Raw genomic sequence first — 16130 nt, forward strand, 5'->3', positions numbered from 1 at the left:
CGTGTGCGATTGAACGGCAATTCCCGTACGTCAAGCCGGGGAAGCGTGAGCGTCGTCCGGCTGTTTTATCGGGTGTGGCGGGGCATGCCCGTCCTGTCCGCGTTATGGCTTGGCCTTCCGCTGGCGCTGGGACTGCTGATCGTGCCGGGATTTTCGGCGCAACGGGCGCTTGTTGACTTGTTCGTGCACAGGAGTGCGGATCAGCAATGGGGCGAACTGTTGCAGCTTGCCTGGCCGCCGCTGGCCACGTTTACCGGCGTATCTTTGCTGCGTGTGGCGCTTTCCGCTTTGCACAGCGTGGCCGATGCCCGGTTTCGCGATCTGGCGACCATGCGCATCCAGGCGGAAGTGCAGCGGAAAGCGGTCAGCGTACCGCTCGAGCGGTTGGAACAAGCCGCCTACCACGATCGCCTTCAGCGGGCAAAAAGCATGGCGGGCACGGATTTGTTCGGACTTTTGCAGCAAATTGTTTCCTGTTTTCGTCTGATCTTCGAGCTGATGGGGCTTCTTGCCGTAGCCTGGTTGGCTCACCCCATGATCGGAGTTTTATTGGCCGTTGTATTTGCTTTATCTTTTGCCATCCGGTTGGAAGCCGACATTGTCGTACGCCGGTTGAACCGAGACTTGACCCGATCGGGCCGGTTGTCCGATTATTTGCAGGAAACGTTGACCAGACCGGAGACGGTGAAAGAGCTGCGAGTCTTCGGTTCGCTGGACTATCTGATTCGCAAGTGGAGCGGAATGCTGCGCGACTCGCTTGCGCTGCGCATGAACGCGCGAAGAAGGGAAATCAAACGCGGCATCCTGATATCGTCGGCGCAAATTATCGGGTTGATGGGCGCGATTGTTTGGATGGTGCTGCAGCTTCAATCCGGTACATTTACGGCGGGAACGTTCGTCGTTGTATTTCTGGCCATGCGGCAGGCATACGGGATTTCCATGCGAATGACCCATCCGGTCGGCAAAATCTACATCCAGAGCGGCAAAGTCGGCGATTTGCTCGCGTTTTTGCGGGAGCCTGCGGAGTTGCGGACAAGGGAAGAAACGCCTTCGGCCAACGACCCGGCGAATGCGGCGCCGCAAGAGCCCGGTCCCATTATCTTCGATCATGTCACTTACCAATATCCGGGCGCCGATCATCCGGCATTGCATCAGCTTCGTCTTACGCTGAATCCCGGCGAAACGGTGGCGCTCGTTGGGGAGAACGGAGCAGGCAAATCTACCCTTGCGCGGCTGCTTCTTGGCTTGTACCACCCTACTGCCGGCAGGATTACCTGGAACGGCACCGATTATAAAGAGTTGGACCCGGATTTGCTTCGCCGTTCCGCGTCCGCCGTATTCCAGGATTTCGTCCGGTTCGAAACCACCGTCCGCGATAATGTCGGCTTCGGACTGCCGGAGCGCATGCCGAACGACACCGCGATCCTTCGCGCCATGGAAGCGAGCGGGGCGGCAGCGTTGGCGCGGTTGTCCGGCGGGCTTGATGCCAAAGTGGGCCATCTGTCGGCCGGCGGCCGCGAGCTGAGCGGCGGACAATGGCAGCGGTTGGCGATTGCGAGGGCGGCTTTTCGCGACGCGCCTTTGCTCGTGCTGGACGAACCTACCGCTGCGCTCGATCCGCAGCACGAAACCGAGTTGTATCGTTCGTTTCGGGAAATCGCGCAAGGAAAGACGGTGCTGTTCATCTCGCACCGGCTCGGCTGGGCACGTTTTGCCAATCGTATTGTCGTGCTCAAGCAAGGGAGGATCGTCGAGGAGGGTAAGCACGAGAGGCTGCTGGCGCAAGACGGCGAATACGCCGCGATGTTCCGGGCGCAGGCGTTGTGGTATCGGGGGGCCGTTTATTAATACCGGATTAAAAATTGCCCGTCCGCCTTCATTTGCCGGGCGTTTCTGCCGATAACAACGGGGGGAAGACTGATGCGCGATTCGAACAAAGAGCTGGAGGATCACTATGGCAAAATGGTTTCGGGCGACAATGGCGGTTATGCTGCTTCTGACGGGAGTTTTCCAGGCAGGAGCCGCATTCGGCGCGACGGCGAGCGTTTCCAAGCTGGTGCTGTCCAAAACGGAAGCGGTGCTCGCCATCGGCGACTCGACCTCGGTATCGGCTACTGCGGTACTATCTGACGGCACTTCGTCCAACGTGACGCTGCTCACCGATTGGACAAGCGACGATACGGCGGTCGCCACCGTTTACAACGGCACGATAGCGGCCAAAGGCGAAGGCACCGCGACGATCGTCGCCAGTTATGCGGGCATTCCGCAATCGATCAGCGTCAAAGTAAGCAAAAAAGTAAAAGCGCTGACCAAGGACAAACAAAGCATCGATCTGCGCTACGGGCAGACGTCGACCATCGCCTTGACAGCCGTTTACAGCGACAATTCGACGGAGAACGTGTCCGACGTGGCGGAATGGAGCAGCGTGGACGAAAGCATCGCCTCCGTCGTCAACGGCGTCGTATCCGCGCAAGGTCCGGGCGCGACGAGCATTTCGGCCAGCTACGGACAGAAAACGGTATCGATCCCGGTGAACGTCGAAACGGTCAAGCGGCTCGAAGCCGGCAAAAAAGAGCTGTCCCTGCTGCTCGACCAGGAAGAAACGATCAAGCTGATTGCCACTTACCCGGACGGCACCAGCCGAGATGTGGCCGCGGAAGCGGAATGGTCGAGCAGCGACGAGGATGTCGCCGATGCGCTCGCCGGGGTCATTTCGGCGTATGGCGCCGGTTCGGCGACGATTTATGCCTCTTACGGCTCCAGAGAAGTGGCGATTCAAGTCAGCGTCAACGAGACGCGCCGTTTGGACGCCGATGCGCAGAGCGTGTTTCTGCGCAAAGGAGCAACCAAACAGATCAAGCTGACGGCCACTTATCCCGACGGCAGCACAGCCGATATTACGGATTCCGCCAAATGGAGCACCAATAACGGCAATGTCGCTTATGCGGCCAAAGGGCTGATCACCGCCTACGAGGCGGGCACGGCAACGATTACGGCGAGCTACGGCGACAACACGGCGACGATTGTGGTGGACGTCGACTTGCCGCGGCGGCTCGAGCTGAGCGAAACGGCGATATCGCTGCATGTCGGCGACAGCAAAACGCTCAAGCTTACCGCTACGTTCGTGGACGGCACGGTAGAGGACATTACCGCCAAAGCGAACTGGTCGTCGGGCAATGAAGACGCCGCGTACGTTTCGTCCGCAGGCGTCGTGACGGCCTATGCGATGGGCGAAGCGAAAGTCGCCGCGTCTTACGGCGGCAAGTCGGCTTCGGTGACGGTCAACGTCGACATTCCGAGCAAGCTGACCGCGGACGTCAAGAAGCTGGCGCTGCAGCCGGAAGATACGAAGCAAATTATTTTGCTGGCCACGTATACCGACGGACACGAGGAGTACATCACGGAGAAAGCCGAATGGAGCACATCGGCGGACGGCGTCGCTACGGTGAGCAAGGGGCTGGTGACGGCCGTCGCCAGCGGCACCGGATCGATTGTCGCCAAATACGGCAACCGCACTTTGACCATCAAGGCGGAGGTCGGCCAGGCCGATCTGCTCGAGCCGGACGTGTCCAAGCTCAACCTCAAGTCGGATGAAACACGGCAGCTGACGCTGATGGCGACCGACTCGCTCGGCGTCAAGCACGATGTGACCCGCGACGCCGTCTGGTCGATCGCCAACGTCAAAGTCGCGACCGTCTACAAAGGCTTCGTGTCCGCGGTCGCGGACGGCAAAACGACGATCACCGTCCAGTACGGCGGCAAAACCGCCACGATTCCGGTGGAAGTCGGCCTGTTTCAGAAGCTGGAGGCGAATAAACGGTTCCTCACGTTAAAATCCGGCGAATCGGGCACAATCGCGCTGACTGTCACGTATACAGACGGCAGCAAAAAAGACGTGACGAAAGAAGCGGAATGGAAAACGAACGCGTATAAAATCGCTGACGTAAACGGCAGCGGCGAAGTGACCGCCGTTTCCTACGGCAAAGCGACGATCACGGCCAGCTTCGGGGGCAGTACGGTGTCGATTCCGGTCGAAATCGATACGCTGAAATATTTGACGACCGATGTCGTGTCGCTCAATCTGGCAGTCGGCGACAAGGTGCAGGTGATCGCCACCGCCACTTATACGGACGAATCCGAGCAGGACGTATCCAAACCGGCTTTGTGGTCGTCCTCGCGCATCCTGACGGCGGAAGCGAAGGACGGGCTCATCAAGGCGAACGGCAAAGGAACGGCGACGATTACGGTATCGTACGGCGGCAAAAAAGCAAAAATTGTCGTCACGGTGAAATAATGTCTCATTTTGCCGGTTGCGTTCGGTTTCCGGACATGTTATACTTAAGGTAATTTCAGGGAATACGGGGAAGCACCTCGCTAATGATCGTTATTAGCGGGGTGCTTTTTTGTTTTGCCGCTGAAAGCATATTTCCCGCAGGGGGACGGAGGGACGATTGATGAACGTAATTTTTCTTAGCAGTCTGGAGAAGCCGGTGGCGGAAGACCGCGTCTTGATGGCGCAGGTGACGATCGGCGAGGAGCATGGAACGTGGCGCGTGTTTTGGAGCGAACCGGGGCCGAGCGGCAAGCCGGAGCAAACCGTATGGTTCGAAGGATCGGCCTGGAACGAGATGCTGACCGTTTTCCGGCAGCAGCTTGGCGAGAAGCTGCGCGAAGGCTACGTGCCGCTGATCGAAACGGCTTCCGAATCGACGCGCGGAGGTTCGGCTCGCCAGCGCTATACGCTGATGATGCACTATTACGGCGAACTGCGCCAGGTGCCGGAAGCGTACGAGCAATTGCGCTTGTGGCGGCGCGGCGTGGCCGAGCAGGAGAACAAGTCGGCGTATTTTGTCGCGTCGAACCGGGTGCTGCGGATGTTGGCGGCGTTCCTGCCGCACGCGCTGGAAGAGCTGCTGCAAATTCCGGGCCTCGGGGAGAATCGCGCCAGGCGCTACGAAGCCGGCTTGCTTGCCATCACAAGGGCATATGCGCGCGAGACGGCGTTTCCGCTCGACTGGGTCGAGTCGGCGGTCGATGCGGCGGCTTTCGACACCTGGCTGGGCGAGGAGCGGCAGCGCAAAGAACGGCAGGAGTCGGAGCGGCGCTCGAACAAGCGCAAGCTGCTGGAGGCGATTGGCGCGGGACAAAGTCTGGCGGAGCTGCACAAGCTGATGGCGATGAAACGGACCGAGCTGATGGATGCGGTCGAAGAACTGGCGAGGGAGGGGTACGACGTCGACACGCTGATCGAACGCGAGCTGGGCGAAGCCGATCCGGAGCTGCTGCTGCAGGCGGACGTTTTGTTCCGCGAGCTGGGCGACCGTTATTTGAAGCCGGTGCTGCGCCAGCTGTTCAGCGACGAGGAGTTGGCCGGCAAGGATGTGAACCGGCTGTACGAGTGGCTGCGGCTGTACCGGCTGCAGTACCGTCGCCGCAAAGCGGGCTAAGGCAATAGCTAAATGGAAACAGGCTCGGCCTGCTGCAAAGGCGAGCCTGTATGATTTTATTGGATTGGCCGGACCAGCATCCTGACATCCATTTGTACGGACAATCGCGAGGTCTTGATGACCCCCTCCTTCGCCAGCTCGCCCATTACGCCGCTGACCGCTTCACGGGTGACTCCGAGCATATTGGCGATCTCCTGATGCGAAAGCGGCAGGTCTATCATCGCATAACCGTCCCGGATAACGCCAAATTTGGCGCTTAACGTCGAAAGGAGGTGAACAACGCGTCCTTTAAGATCGTGAAGAACAAGCTGCTCCAACTGATCCTCCCGTTCTTTCAATTGATCGCTGATTGCCTTCAGAAATTTAAGCGCGAGCCCAGGTCGGCTGAGCATTAATCGCTCGAATTGAGATTCGGACATGGAACAAAGTAGAGACGATTCCATAGTTTCGATATAAGACATCCCGGTCCCGAATGAAAACGATTGTAATTCCCCATAAATGTTTCCTCTAGTCAGAATGCCAAGTGTGAACTGTTTTCCGCTATCGTTAAGCTTATAAATCCTCAGTTTGCCTTCTTTTACAAAAAAAAGCTCCTCGTTGGCGGATCCCGGCGTTTGGACGATCGTGTTTTTTGCAATCCAGTTAAAATGATGGATCGTATCCAATTGATCGATTTCTCTTATTTCTTCTTTGGTCATTCCTTCAAAAATGCTGATCTGCGATAGATACCATAACTTATCCACGGAAATATCGATCCCCCGATTGACGTTGAACTGGCGGTTAGCTTCAGTGCGATTCCGCATGCCTTGGCGTCTGTAATCTTCTTTACAGAAAAATAGGGTATCATGACGCATACTATTCTCATCTTGTTCAACGGAGGCTGGTTTTCTTGATGATACCAAATTTAACCGCACAACTCGAGGCTGCCGCACAAAATTTCAAGGCCCATACACCAATCGAAGCGCAGGTGAAATTCGGCCGGATGATCGAAGAGCTCCAGAAGACGGGGATTGCTTCCGGAATCAAAGTTTCCGAGAAAGCGAGCGATTTTAAATTGCCCAATGCCCGTGGGCACGATGTCGTGTTATACGATGAGCTTATGAAAGGTCCGGTTATTCTGGTCTTCTACCGCGGCGGCTGGTGTCCCTATTGCAACCTGCAATTGAAGGCGTATCAGCAAATTTTGCCGGATATCCAGGCGCTGGGTGCGCAGTTGATTGCGATCAGCCCGCAAAATCCGGATCATTCCTTATCGTTTCAGGAGAAGGAACAATTGAAATTTCAGGTTCTTAGCGACCGTGACGGACTGGTAACGGCCAAGTACAATCTGCTGTTCGACGTTCCCCAGGGAGCAAGAGAAGTGATGGAAAGCTTCGGTCTCAATTTGGCGGAGTACAACGACACCTCCAAATGGATTTTGCCGGTGCCGGCTACCTTTATGATCGATGAGCGTGCCATTGTTCGTTCGGCATATGTGAATCCGAATTTTATGCAGCGTCAAAGCCCGGAGGAAATTGTTGACGAGCTTAAAAAGCTGTAAGTGGCATTTGGTTGGCCTAATTTTATAAACGGTTGTCCTTTTTACCGATTTCCACCTTTCGCTGTTTGCGCTACGATCGTAATCGAATGGAGTTCAGCGACAGGAGGGTGCAAATGGCAAACGTTCATCTGATCGGAAACGCTCATCTCGACCCGGTGTGGCTTTGGCAGTGGCAGGAAGGTTATGCGGAAATCAAGGCGACGTTCCGCTCCGCGCTCGACCGGCTGCGGGACTTCCCCGAATTCGTGTTCACATGCGCTTGCGCGGCTTACTACCAATGGGTCGAGGAAAACGAACCTTCCATGTTCGCGGAAATCCAGTCCCGGGTTCGGGAAGGCAGGTGGGTCATCGTCGGCGGCTGGTGGATTCAGCCGGATTGCAATCTGCCGTCCGGCGAGTCGTTCGCGCGGCACAGCTTGTATGGCCAAAGGTATTTTGCCGGCAAGTTCGGGGTTACGGCGAAAGTTGGCTACAACGTCGACTCGTTCGGCCATCACGGGATGATGCCGCAGCTGCTCAAGAAAAGCGGGATGGACTATTATGTGTTCATGCGCCCGATGCAGCACGAGAAGCAGCTTCCGGCCAATCTGTTCTGGTGGGAATCGGAAGACGGCAGCCGCGTCCTGACATTCCGTCTCTCGAACGGGTATACGGTCCGCAATGCCGCCAGCCTGCCGGGACATATTTTGAATCATGCGCAAATGGCCGAAACGGAAGGCGTTCCGTATATGTCGTTCTACGGGGTCGGCAATCACGGCGGCGGACCGACGATTGCCAATTTGCTTGCCATCCGGGAAATGCAGAAGAGTCGCGACGACATCGCGCTAAGCTCGCCCAACGCTTACTTCGCGGAAGTGTCCGCACTTGATCCCGCCGTTCCCGTTATCAAGGACGAGATGCAAATGCATGCGGTAGGCTGCTACTCGACCCATTCCGAATCGAAAAAATACAATCGCAAGGCGGAACACCGGCTGCTCAGCGCCGAGAAGCTGTCGAGTATGGCCCATCTGCTGCTGGGGCTTCCTTACCCGCGGCAACAGCTGCAGGCGGCCTGGGAGAACGTAATGTTCAACCAGTTTCACGATATAATGGGCGGCTGCAGCATCAAAGAGGCGTTCGAGGATGCCCGCGAGGCTTACGGCGAATCGCTGCATCTCGGGGCGAAGGCGCTGAATGCGGCGATGCAGAAACTGTCGTGGAACATCGGAACGATGAAGCCGCAAATTGCCGCGCTGAACAAAGAGAAGGATTGGCAGCTGTGGGAGCAGGACGATCTCGGCGTCCCGTTCGTCGTGTTCAACCCGCTGTCTTGGGAAGTCGACGCGCTCGTGCATGCGAACCAGAAGCTGGCCGGCGTCACGGACGATCAGGGGACGGCTTTGCCCATCCAGTCGGTGCGCGCTTCGCGAACGAACCTGAAGGACATTTGGGACACGCTGTTCCCCGCGCGGGTGCCCGCATTCGGCTACCGGGTATTTTGGATGTACAAGGACAAGGAAGCCGATGTCATCCCGCCCGTCGGCATGCTTCGCGCGGAGGCGAACGCGCTGGAAAATGCGTTCGTACGCATCGAGTTCGACGAGCGTCACGGCTATATGACCCGCTTCTTCGACAAGCGGACGAATACGGAGATGATCGCGTCCGCTGCGGCCATTCCGATCGTGCTTGACGAAACGCACAGCGATACGTGGGGACACGGACTTGAACGATACCGCGACGAAATCGGACGTTTTGCGGACGCCACGCTGCAAACGATCGAAACAGGGCCTCTTCGGGCGATGATCCGCGTGATTAGCCGCTTCGGCTCGTCGTGCCTTCGCCAGGATTTTTCGCTGCGTCACGATTCGCCGGATGTGCAGGTCAAAGTTTCGCTCGACTGGCGCGAGAAGCACCGCATGCTGAAGCTGTCGTTTCCGGTGCGGGTAAGCGGGCCGAAGGCGGTGTGGGAAATCCCCTACGGCTATATCGAGCGGCCGGTCGACGGCAAGGAAGTTCCCGGCCAGATGTGGGTGTATATGAGCGGTCAAGCGGCCGAAGCGGAAGGATTGACGGAAAGCGGTACGATCGGTCTCGGTATTGCCAACGACGCCAAGTACGGCTATGATGTGCTTGATAACGATATCCGCATCACCGTCGTGCGCAGCCCTATCTTTGCCGATCATTACGGCGAGCGCGACGAGCTGTCGGAATATATGGATCAAGGCGTACAGGAGTTTCAGTACGCGATAGTCCCTCACGCCGGCGATTGGCGGGACAGCGGCATGATGCGCAAAGCGAACGAGCTGAACGTACCGCCCTTATCGATCTGGGAAACGTACCACGAAGGTCCGCTGCCGCAATCGTTCGAAGGCATCCGCATTTCGGCGGACCATGTCATGGCTGCGGTGCTGAAACGTGCGGAAGAGGAGGACGGCTGGATCGTTCGCTGCTGCGAAACGGCGGGGAGAAAGGCAGAGGCGCGAATCGAGCTGCCGATGCTCGGACGGGAATGGACGGCGGATTTTGGCATATGCGAAGTGAAGACCTTCTTCATCCCTGCGGACAGCAGCTTGCCGATCGAAGAGGTCAATCTGGTCGAATACAAGGCGGGGTAACCGGACATGAGCGCGCGCAACTGGCAGCAAACCGTACATGCATTGAAACGGCTGACTACTCGGCCGTTTCGTCATAACGATCTGCTCGTAACGGTTGTCGACGCGCTGTTTGCGAAGCACGGGACGGACTGGATGATGCAGCCGCATCGCCACCCGTGGTATGAATTCAATTATGTAGCCGAAGGCGCCGTTTATACGTCGATCGAAGGTGTGGAGTTCCGGATCGAGCCGGGGCAGTCGTATTTGATTCCCCCCGGGTGCTCCCACTCCCACCGCAACGCCGATGGGGCGGGAGACGATGGCTTCTGCCTGCGCTGGCAGTTCGCCGAACTCCCCGCCGCGGATGACGATATGCCGCGAATCGCGTCACAGTTGATCGGCGCCTTCCGCGAGCCCCGCCCTTATGCGCTGGACAGGCGGCTTTCCGTCCCGTTCCTGCGCATCAGCCGCGCAACAAGCGACTTCGCCGTGCAGGCGGCGTTTGTGCAGTGGCTGAGCCGTTTGTTCGATGCGTGGTGCGATGTTGGCGCTTCCGCGGCTCCGATCGCTGACGGGCAGGACGCTCTTGTTCAGCAAGTCACGCTGTTTATGGAGGAGTATTTCGCTTCCCCGTTGAAAGTGCAGGAGCTTGCCGATGCGCTGCATATCAGCTATCGCAGCTTGTCCCGCCGGTTTAAGCGGCAAACCGGCCTGTCGCTGATCGAGAAGCTGAACGACATCCGCATCTCCCGCGCCAAGAAACTGCTGCAGGAGACGGATATGACGCTGCGGGAAATCGCCGCCGCAACCGGATACGACAACGAATATTATTTGTCCAACCAATTTCACCGCTATGCGATGACGACACCGGGACAATACAGGAAACGTTCGAGGGGAGAGAGCGGGCGCTAAGCTTCGGCGGCCCGCTCGTTCGCCGCTTTACAGCCATTCTTTTTTGCGGAACAGCAGGAACATGCCAAGTCCTAGCACAAGCATGCCTGCAAGCACGATGTAATCGCCGCCCGGGAAGTCTTTGCCGGGCAACGATTCGAAGTTCATGCCGTACACGCCGGTAATGAAGGTCAGCGGCATGAAGATCGTCGTAAGCGCGGTGAAGGTGCGCATGATTTCGTTCGCGCGGTTGGCGACGGCGGACTGGTACGCTTCGCGCAAGTTCGCCATGAGGTCGCGGAACGTATCGAACGTTTCCGAAATTTTCACCGCGTTTTCGTAGATGTCGCCGAAATACTTCTGCAATTCCGGACCGATCAGGTGGAGCTCCCGCTTGTGCAGCGCGGCGAGCAGTTCCTTCTGCGGACCGAGCGCCTTCTTCAGCCACAAAATTTCGCTTCGCAGCCCGATGATTTCGTTCAGGTGCGACTTCTTCGTATGCATGAGGATGTCGACCTCAAGCTTCTCCAGCTTCGCTTCGATCCGGTCGCCGACGCTGAAATAGTTGTCGACGACGAGGTCGACGAGGTGATACATGAAATCGTCCGGGGAATTGACTTCCTCTTCCCACAGGATCGGCTTCAGCGTGCGAATTTCGTTGATTTTCTGCTTCGTGACGGTAAGGATGAAATGGGAGCCGAGAAACATATTGAGCGCGCGCAGAAAAATTTCCTCATCGTCGAATCGAATGCTGTTGATCACAATAAAATAATGGGAATCGTATAGTTGCAGCTTAGGTCGCTGTTCGTCTTCGGACAAGCAGTCTTCGACAGCCAGTTCGTCCAGATGGAAGATCGGCTGCAGCACTTCCAAATCTTCGGTTGTCGCATCGATCCAGTAAAAACCTTCTTCCGGCGCGGCGAGTGTTGCAAAAATATCGTCGACCGTCGTAAATTGTCCATTCTTGACATGACGTACCTTCATCCGTTCCTCACTCCCCTCGCGGCGCGCGCCGATTGCGGCAACGCGACCTGAATAGGCATTCGCGGGAAAGCGGTCCGGTACGCCATGAAAAGGCAAGGCGGCCTCGCGGTCCAAATGGACGGAGCCTGCCGGCCATTCGTCCGTTACGGGTGAGGAAACGCCCGATCATGTGCGGAATCGGAAGCTTTCGCGGAATGCGATTGCTGACTTGTCGCTTGCGTTTGCCGCAAGCCGTTCACAGGATGCGGAAGACTTCGCGGGTCTCCGTCCATGCAGGCCTACCTCCTTTAAATCCGCGTTATTCATTCAATACTTGTCTAGTATAACTCGCGCACAGGGGGACTTCAAGATGGTTTGCCCTGGTGCAAAACTGCCGAAAAGCAGGCGAAGCAAGCGATTGCGCTCTCTTCACCATATGGCGTTTCATTCCGCAACGTGCATGCAAACGAGGCGCTTCGCGCTGCCACTTGACGGACGCTCCATTTTCCATTACATTTAGAAATAACAATTGCATACGCGAATGGCTCTTATCAAGAGTAGGTTGAGGGACTAGCCCGATGAGACCCGGCAACCGGCAAACCTGTCGCTTCATGCGGCGGGAGCGCACGGTGCTAATTCTTGCAGAAGCTGCGGCTTCTGAGAGATGAGAGAGGACATTGCTCGGTTTGCTATGGCCTTTCTTGTCGTGAGAAAGGTTTTTTTGCGTCCCGGAAACGGGAGCCGGAAGCCTTTTTTACGGCAACATGTCGCGCAGCGGGTGGATGCCAAGAGGAGGAGTGAAGGTCATGCCGATCAAAGTACCCGATCATTTGCCGGCCAAAGAAGTGCTGTACAAGGAGAATATTTTCGTCATGGACGAGACGGTGGCTTTTCATCAGGACATCAGGCCGCTGCGCATCGCCATTCTCAACTTGATGCCGACCAAGGAAACGACGGAAACGCAAATTTTGCGCCTGCTCGGCAATACGCCGCTGCAGATCGAAATCGTCCTGCTGCATCCGAAGACTCACACATCCAAGAATACGTCGGCCGAACATCTCGCCATGTTCTACAAAACGTTCGACGACGTCAAATACGATTATTTCGACGGATTGATTATTACCGGCGCGCCGGTGGAGACGCTGGCGTTCGAGGAAGTCACTTACTGGGAAGAGCTCAAGCAAATCATGAACTGGAGCCGCACCAACGTAACGTCCACGCTGCATATTTGTTGGGCTGCGCAAGCCGGGCTCTACCATCACTTCGGCGTGCCGAAATACCCGCTCGCGGACAAAATGTTCGGCGTCTTCCCGCACAGCGTGACTCAAGGCAATGTGAAGCTGCTTCGCGGCTTCGACGAACGGTTTTTCGTGCCGCAATCGCGCCATACGGAAGTGCGCCGCGCCGACATCGAGAAGGTGGACGCGCTGGAGATCTGGTCCGAATCCGAAGAGTCCGGCGTTTATATCGCGGCGACCAAGGACGGCCGGCAAATTTTCGTCACCGGGCATTCGGAATACGATCCGTTGACGTTGAAATGGGAATACGACCGCGACGCGAACAAAGGCTTGTGCGTCGCCATACCGGTCAATTATTACCCGAACGACGACCCGTCGCGGACGCCGGTTTCCACTTGGCGGGCGCATGCCAACCTGTTGTTCTCCAATTGGCTGAACTATTATGTGTACCAGGAGACGCCGTACGAATGGAATTTGGGCATGTATATTTGAAAGGAGAACAGCAGGAAATGAAAATCGAAAGCCGTTTGGCGCAAATAGGTTCCATCTCCGAGCCGGTTACCGGCGCGGTCAGTTTTCCGATCTACCAATCGACGGCGTTCCGTCATCCGAAGCTTGGCCAAAGCACCGGCTTTGACTACTCCCGGACGAAAAGTCCTACCCGTTCGGTGCTGGAAGCGGCGATCGCCGACCTCGAAAGCGGCGACGCCGGCTTCGCCTGCAGCTCGGGCATGGCGGCGCTGCAAACGATATTTGCCCTGTTCGGGCAAGGCGATCACCTGCTCGTATCGCTTGATCTGTATGGCGGCACCTACCGCCTGCTGGAGAAAGTCATGACCCGCTTCGGCGTCACTTCCACCTACGTCGACACGAACGACCTTGACGCGCTGGAAGCAAACCGCAAGCCGAATACGAGGGCGATCGTGATCGAAACGCCGACAAATCCGCTTATGATGATTACCGATCTGGCCGAAGTTTGCGGCTGGGCGCGCAAGCACGGGATCCTGTCGATCGTCGACAATACGCTGCTGACGCCGTTCTTCCAGCGGCCGATCGAGCTTGGCGCGGATATTGTCATTCATAGCGCGACCAAATATTTGGGCGGCCACAACGACGTATTGGCCGGGCTGATCGTGACGAAGGGCGAAGAGTTGTCCAAAGAGATGGCGTTTCTGCACAATTCGATCGGCGCCGTGCTCGGGCCGCAGGATTCGTGGCTGCTCATGCGCGGCATGAAGACGCTGGCGCTGCGAATGGAGCGCCACCAATACAATGCGACGCGCATCGCCGATTGGCTGCTGTCGCATCCGCATGTGGCCGAAGTGTTTTACCCGGCGCAGCCGCACCATCCGGGGCACGACATCCAGAACCGGCAATCGTCCGGCAATACCGGCATCTTTTCGTTCAAGCTGAAGGACGCCGCTTACGTAGAGCCGATTTTGCGCCATATCAAGCTGATCGCCTTCGCCGAAAGCCTGGGCGGCGTCGAGTCGCTGATGACATACCCGGCCGTGCAAACGCACGCCGACATCCCGGAGGAAATCCGCCGACAGGTTGGCGTCGACGACCGGCTGCTGCGCTTCTCCGTTGGCGTCGAACACGTGGACGACTTGATTGCCGATCTTGGAAACGCGATCGAACAGGCGTATCGGGAAGTGGCCGGCAGCTAGAAGGCTGCGCTCCGCAGCAAGCCGATGAACGGAAGACGTTCGTCGGCTTGTTTCCGTTCTGGGACTTTACGGCTATTTATTTGCAAAAATTTTCAGAAAACAGCGAAAGATAGGATTTGTCGACTATGTTTTCCGCTTGTCCATATGCTAGAATATCGTAAGATGTCTGAAATGCCTGAACGTGCGAGTTCAAAAAGCGGGCGTTTCAGCACCGAGCCTCTAAAAGCGAGTCTGGCATGTTGGGAGGGTCATGATGATTACATACCGGAATCAATTGCATTGGCTTGACCGTCTCCGAATGCTTTCGCGCTTGCTGTTGCCGGATAAGGCATTGAAATATTTTCCTCCCGACTTTACGCTTCGCGATCCCGTCCTTTCCCGCGTCCACCGCATCAGACGCCGCGGCCTCACCTGCGCGCTGCTCATCTTCACCGTCCGTCCGGCGGCTCGCGAATGGCTCGATATGACGCCGCGGGCGGCGAACGAATGGCGCAGCCTGATTCAGCAGACGCTGATTGCTTGCGTCTCCCGTTATTATCCGGAGCACCAGATCGTAGGCATGAAACGGATCGACGATTGCGATGCGGTATTTCTTTCCTTCGAGAACGGCGAACCCGGCCAGGATGAATTGGCACTTGTGGCGCAGCGCATTGCCGGCGGCATGTCGCATCGGCTGGCCGAACGGGCGGGCGACGAACGGCTGCTGGTCGAGACCGGAACGTTTCTGCTGGAGCGGGATGCGGCCCACACGATGGCTGCGGTGCAGTCCGCTTCGCAGTTCGCAAGGGCGGTAGCGGCCAAACGGCTGCCGGTGGAATTCGCCGCGTTGCGGCAGCGGCTGCTGCGCATGCTGGAAGCGGAGGACATCTCCGTGCTGGCGCAACCGATCATGGACCTGGAGAGCGGCGATATATTCGGCTGGGAACTGCTGACCCGCGGGCCGGCGGGCGGTCCGCTCCATATGCCGGTCGATCTGTTCCCGTTCGCGGAGCAGGCCGGCGCGCTGCATCGTCTGGAGTATTTGGTCATCCACAAGGCTCTTCGCGAAATTGCCAAACGGCAAATCAAAGAACAGGTGTTTCTCAACATTACTCCCGTTACGCTGGCCGAACCGAAGCTGCTGGATCGTGTGCTTGACTGGCTGAAGCTGTACCCGGCCATCCATCCCGGCCAGATCGTGTTCGAAATTACCGAACGCCACGCCATCCGCGACTATACGCAGATGGGCGACATCATTCGCCAGTACCGGGAACACGGATTCCGTTTTGCGATCGACGATGCGGGAGCCGGGTATTCCAGCCTGCAATCGATCAGCGAACTGATTCCCGACATGATCAAAATCGACCGTTCGGTCATTCAAAATATCGATCGCCAGTCCGTCAAACAATCGCTGCTCAAGGCGCTGCTCGATTTTGCCGAGGATATCAATTGTCAAGTAATCGCCGAAGGCGTCGAGACGGAGGAAGAGGCGGGCGTGCTCGTCTCGCACCGGGTTCGTATCGGACAGGGCTTTTACTTTTCCCGGCCGGAGCCGATCTGTTCCGGATATGGACATACGCATTTTGCCGACCTGAAACAAAAAATTATGCAGCTGCGACAGACGAGCAGCGCTTAGCGAAAGAAGCCGCTTCGGCAGAGGCGGCTTTTTCTGTTGTTGGAGGCAACGAAAAATGGCCTATTTCATAAAACAGCGAAGTACCTTGTCAAACTTTGTCGTCTGCGCGCCAATCGGCGGCAGTTCCGCGGAACAGGAGCCGCTGCGACGCATGTTTTTTGCGCCCAACGCGCGGAGGGAGCGCGCGCTACTT

At 57.1% G+C, this 16130-nt stretch carries 11 protein-coding genes and 1 riboswitch; of the genes, 9 read left to right on the plus strand and 2 right to left on the minus strand.

Annotation, left to right across the window (positions count from 1 at the left end; genetic code table 11):
• The first annotated feature begins 9 nt into the window (after positions 1-9).
• The 3 genes from EXY20_RS06045 to EXY20_RS06055 all read left to right on the plus strand — a co-directional run bounded on the left by EXY20_RS06045 (position 10) and on the right by EXY20_RS06055 (position 5447).
• Positions 10-1848: an ABC transporter ATP-binding protein gene (locus EXY20_RS06045; protein WP_135548712.1), complete on the plus strand. Its 1839-nt coding sequence runs from the start codon at positions 10-12 to the stop codon at positions 1846-1848.
• Positions 1849-1954: 106 nt separating this feature from the next.
• On the plus strand, positions 1955-4294 hold the full coding sequence (locus tag EXY20_RS06050) for an Ig-like domain-containing protein (RefSeq protein WP_135548714.1): 2340 nt from the start codon (positions 1955-1957) through the stop codon (positions 4292-4294).
• Positions 4295-4454: 160 nt separating this feature from the next.
• Positions 4455-5447 carry an HRDC domain-containing protein gene (locus EXY20_RS06055; protein ID WP_135548716.1) on the plus strand — a complete coding sequence of 331 codons (993 nt, stop codon included), beginning with the start codon at positions 4455-4457 and terminating at the stop codon, positions 5445-5447.
• A gap of 56 nt (positions 5448-5503) precedes the next feature.
• On the opposite strand, the gene EXY20_RS06060 is transcribed toward EXY20_RS06055, so the two are convergent.
• On the minus strand, positions 5504-6301 hold the full coding sequence (locus tag EXY20_RS06060; RefSeq protein WP_135548718.1) for a Crp/Fnr family transcriptional regulator: 798 nt from the start codon (positions 6299-6301) through the stop codon (positions 5504-5506).
• A gap of 38 nt (positions 6302-6339) precedes the next feature.
• Here EXY20_RS06060 and EXY20_RS06065 point away from each other — a divergent pair, with 38 nt between their 5' ends.
• The 3 genes from EXY20_RS06065 (at position 6340) to EXY20_RS06075 (ending at position 10472) form a co-directional block, all read left to right on the plus strand.
• Positions 6340-6987 (plus strand): peroxiredoxin-like family protein, encoded by a 648-nt coding sequence (locus EXY20_RS06065; protein ID WP_135548720.1) that lies wholly within the window; start codon positions 6340-6342, stop codon positions 6985-6987.
• A gap of 113 nt (positions 6988-7100) precedes the next feature.
• Positions 7101-9581, plus strand: coding sequence for an alpha-mannosidase (locus EXY20_RS06070; protein WP_167859022.1), 2481 nt, complete (start codon positions 7101-7103; stop codon positions 9579-9581).
• Between the two features lie 6 nt (positions 9582-9587).
• Positions 9588-10472, plus strand: coding sequence for an AraC family transcriptional regulator (locus EXY20_RS06075; RefSeq protein WP_135548725.1), 885 nt, complete (start codon positions 9588-9590; stop codon positions 10470-10472).
• Between the two features lie 27 nt (positions 10473-10499).
• On the opposite strand, the gene corA is transcribed toward EXY20_RS06075, so the two are convergent.
• Positions 10500-11435 carry a magnesium/cobalt transporter CorA gene (gene corA / locus EXY20_RS06080; protein WP_135548727.1) on the minus strand — a complete coding sequence of 312 codons (936 nt, stop codon included), beginning with the start codon at positions 11433-11435 and terminating at the stop codon, positions 10500-10502.
• A gap of 524 nt (positions 11436-11959) precedes the next feature.
• A riboswitch (SAM riboswitch) is annotated at positions 11960-12085 on the plus strand.
• A 135-nt stretch (positions 12086-12220) separates the two neighbouring features.
• On the opposite strand from corA, the gene metA reads away from it, so the two are divergent.
• The 3 genes from metA to EXY20_RS06095 all read left to right on the plus strand — a co-directional run bounded on the left by metA (position 12221) and on the right by EXY20_RS06095 (position 15937).
• Positions 12221-13144: a homoserine O-acetyltransferase MetA gene (metA, locus tag EXY20_RS06085; protein ID WP_135548729.1), complete on the plus strand. Its 924-nt coding sequence runs from the start codon at positions 12221-12223 to the stop codon at positions 13142-13144.
• Positions 13145-13161: 17 nt separating this feature from the next.
• Positions 13162-14322 (plus strand): PLP-dependent transferase, encoded by a 1161-nt coding sequence (locus EXY20_RS06090; protein ID WP_135548731.1) that lies wholly within the window; start codon positions 13162-13164, stop codon positions 14320-14322.
• 253 nt (positions 14323-14575) lie between these two features.
• On the plus strand, positions 14576-15937 hold the full coding sequence (locus EXY20_RS06095) for an EAL domain-containing protein (protein ID WP_167859023.1): 1362 nt from the start codon (positions 14576-14578) through the stop codon (positions 15935-15937).
• The last annotated feature ends 193 nt before the right edge of the window (positions 15938-16130 follow it).

The sequence above is a fragment of the Paenibacillus cymbidii genome, assembly GCF_004764705.1.
GTDB classification, from domain to species: domain Bacteria; phylum Bacillota; class Bacilli; order Paenibacillales; family NBRC-103111; genus Paenibacillus_AN; species Paenibacillus_AN cymbidii.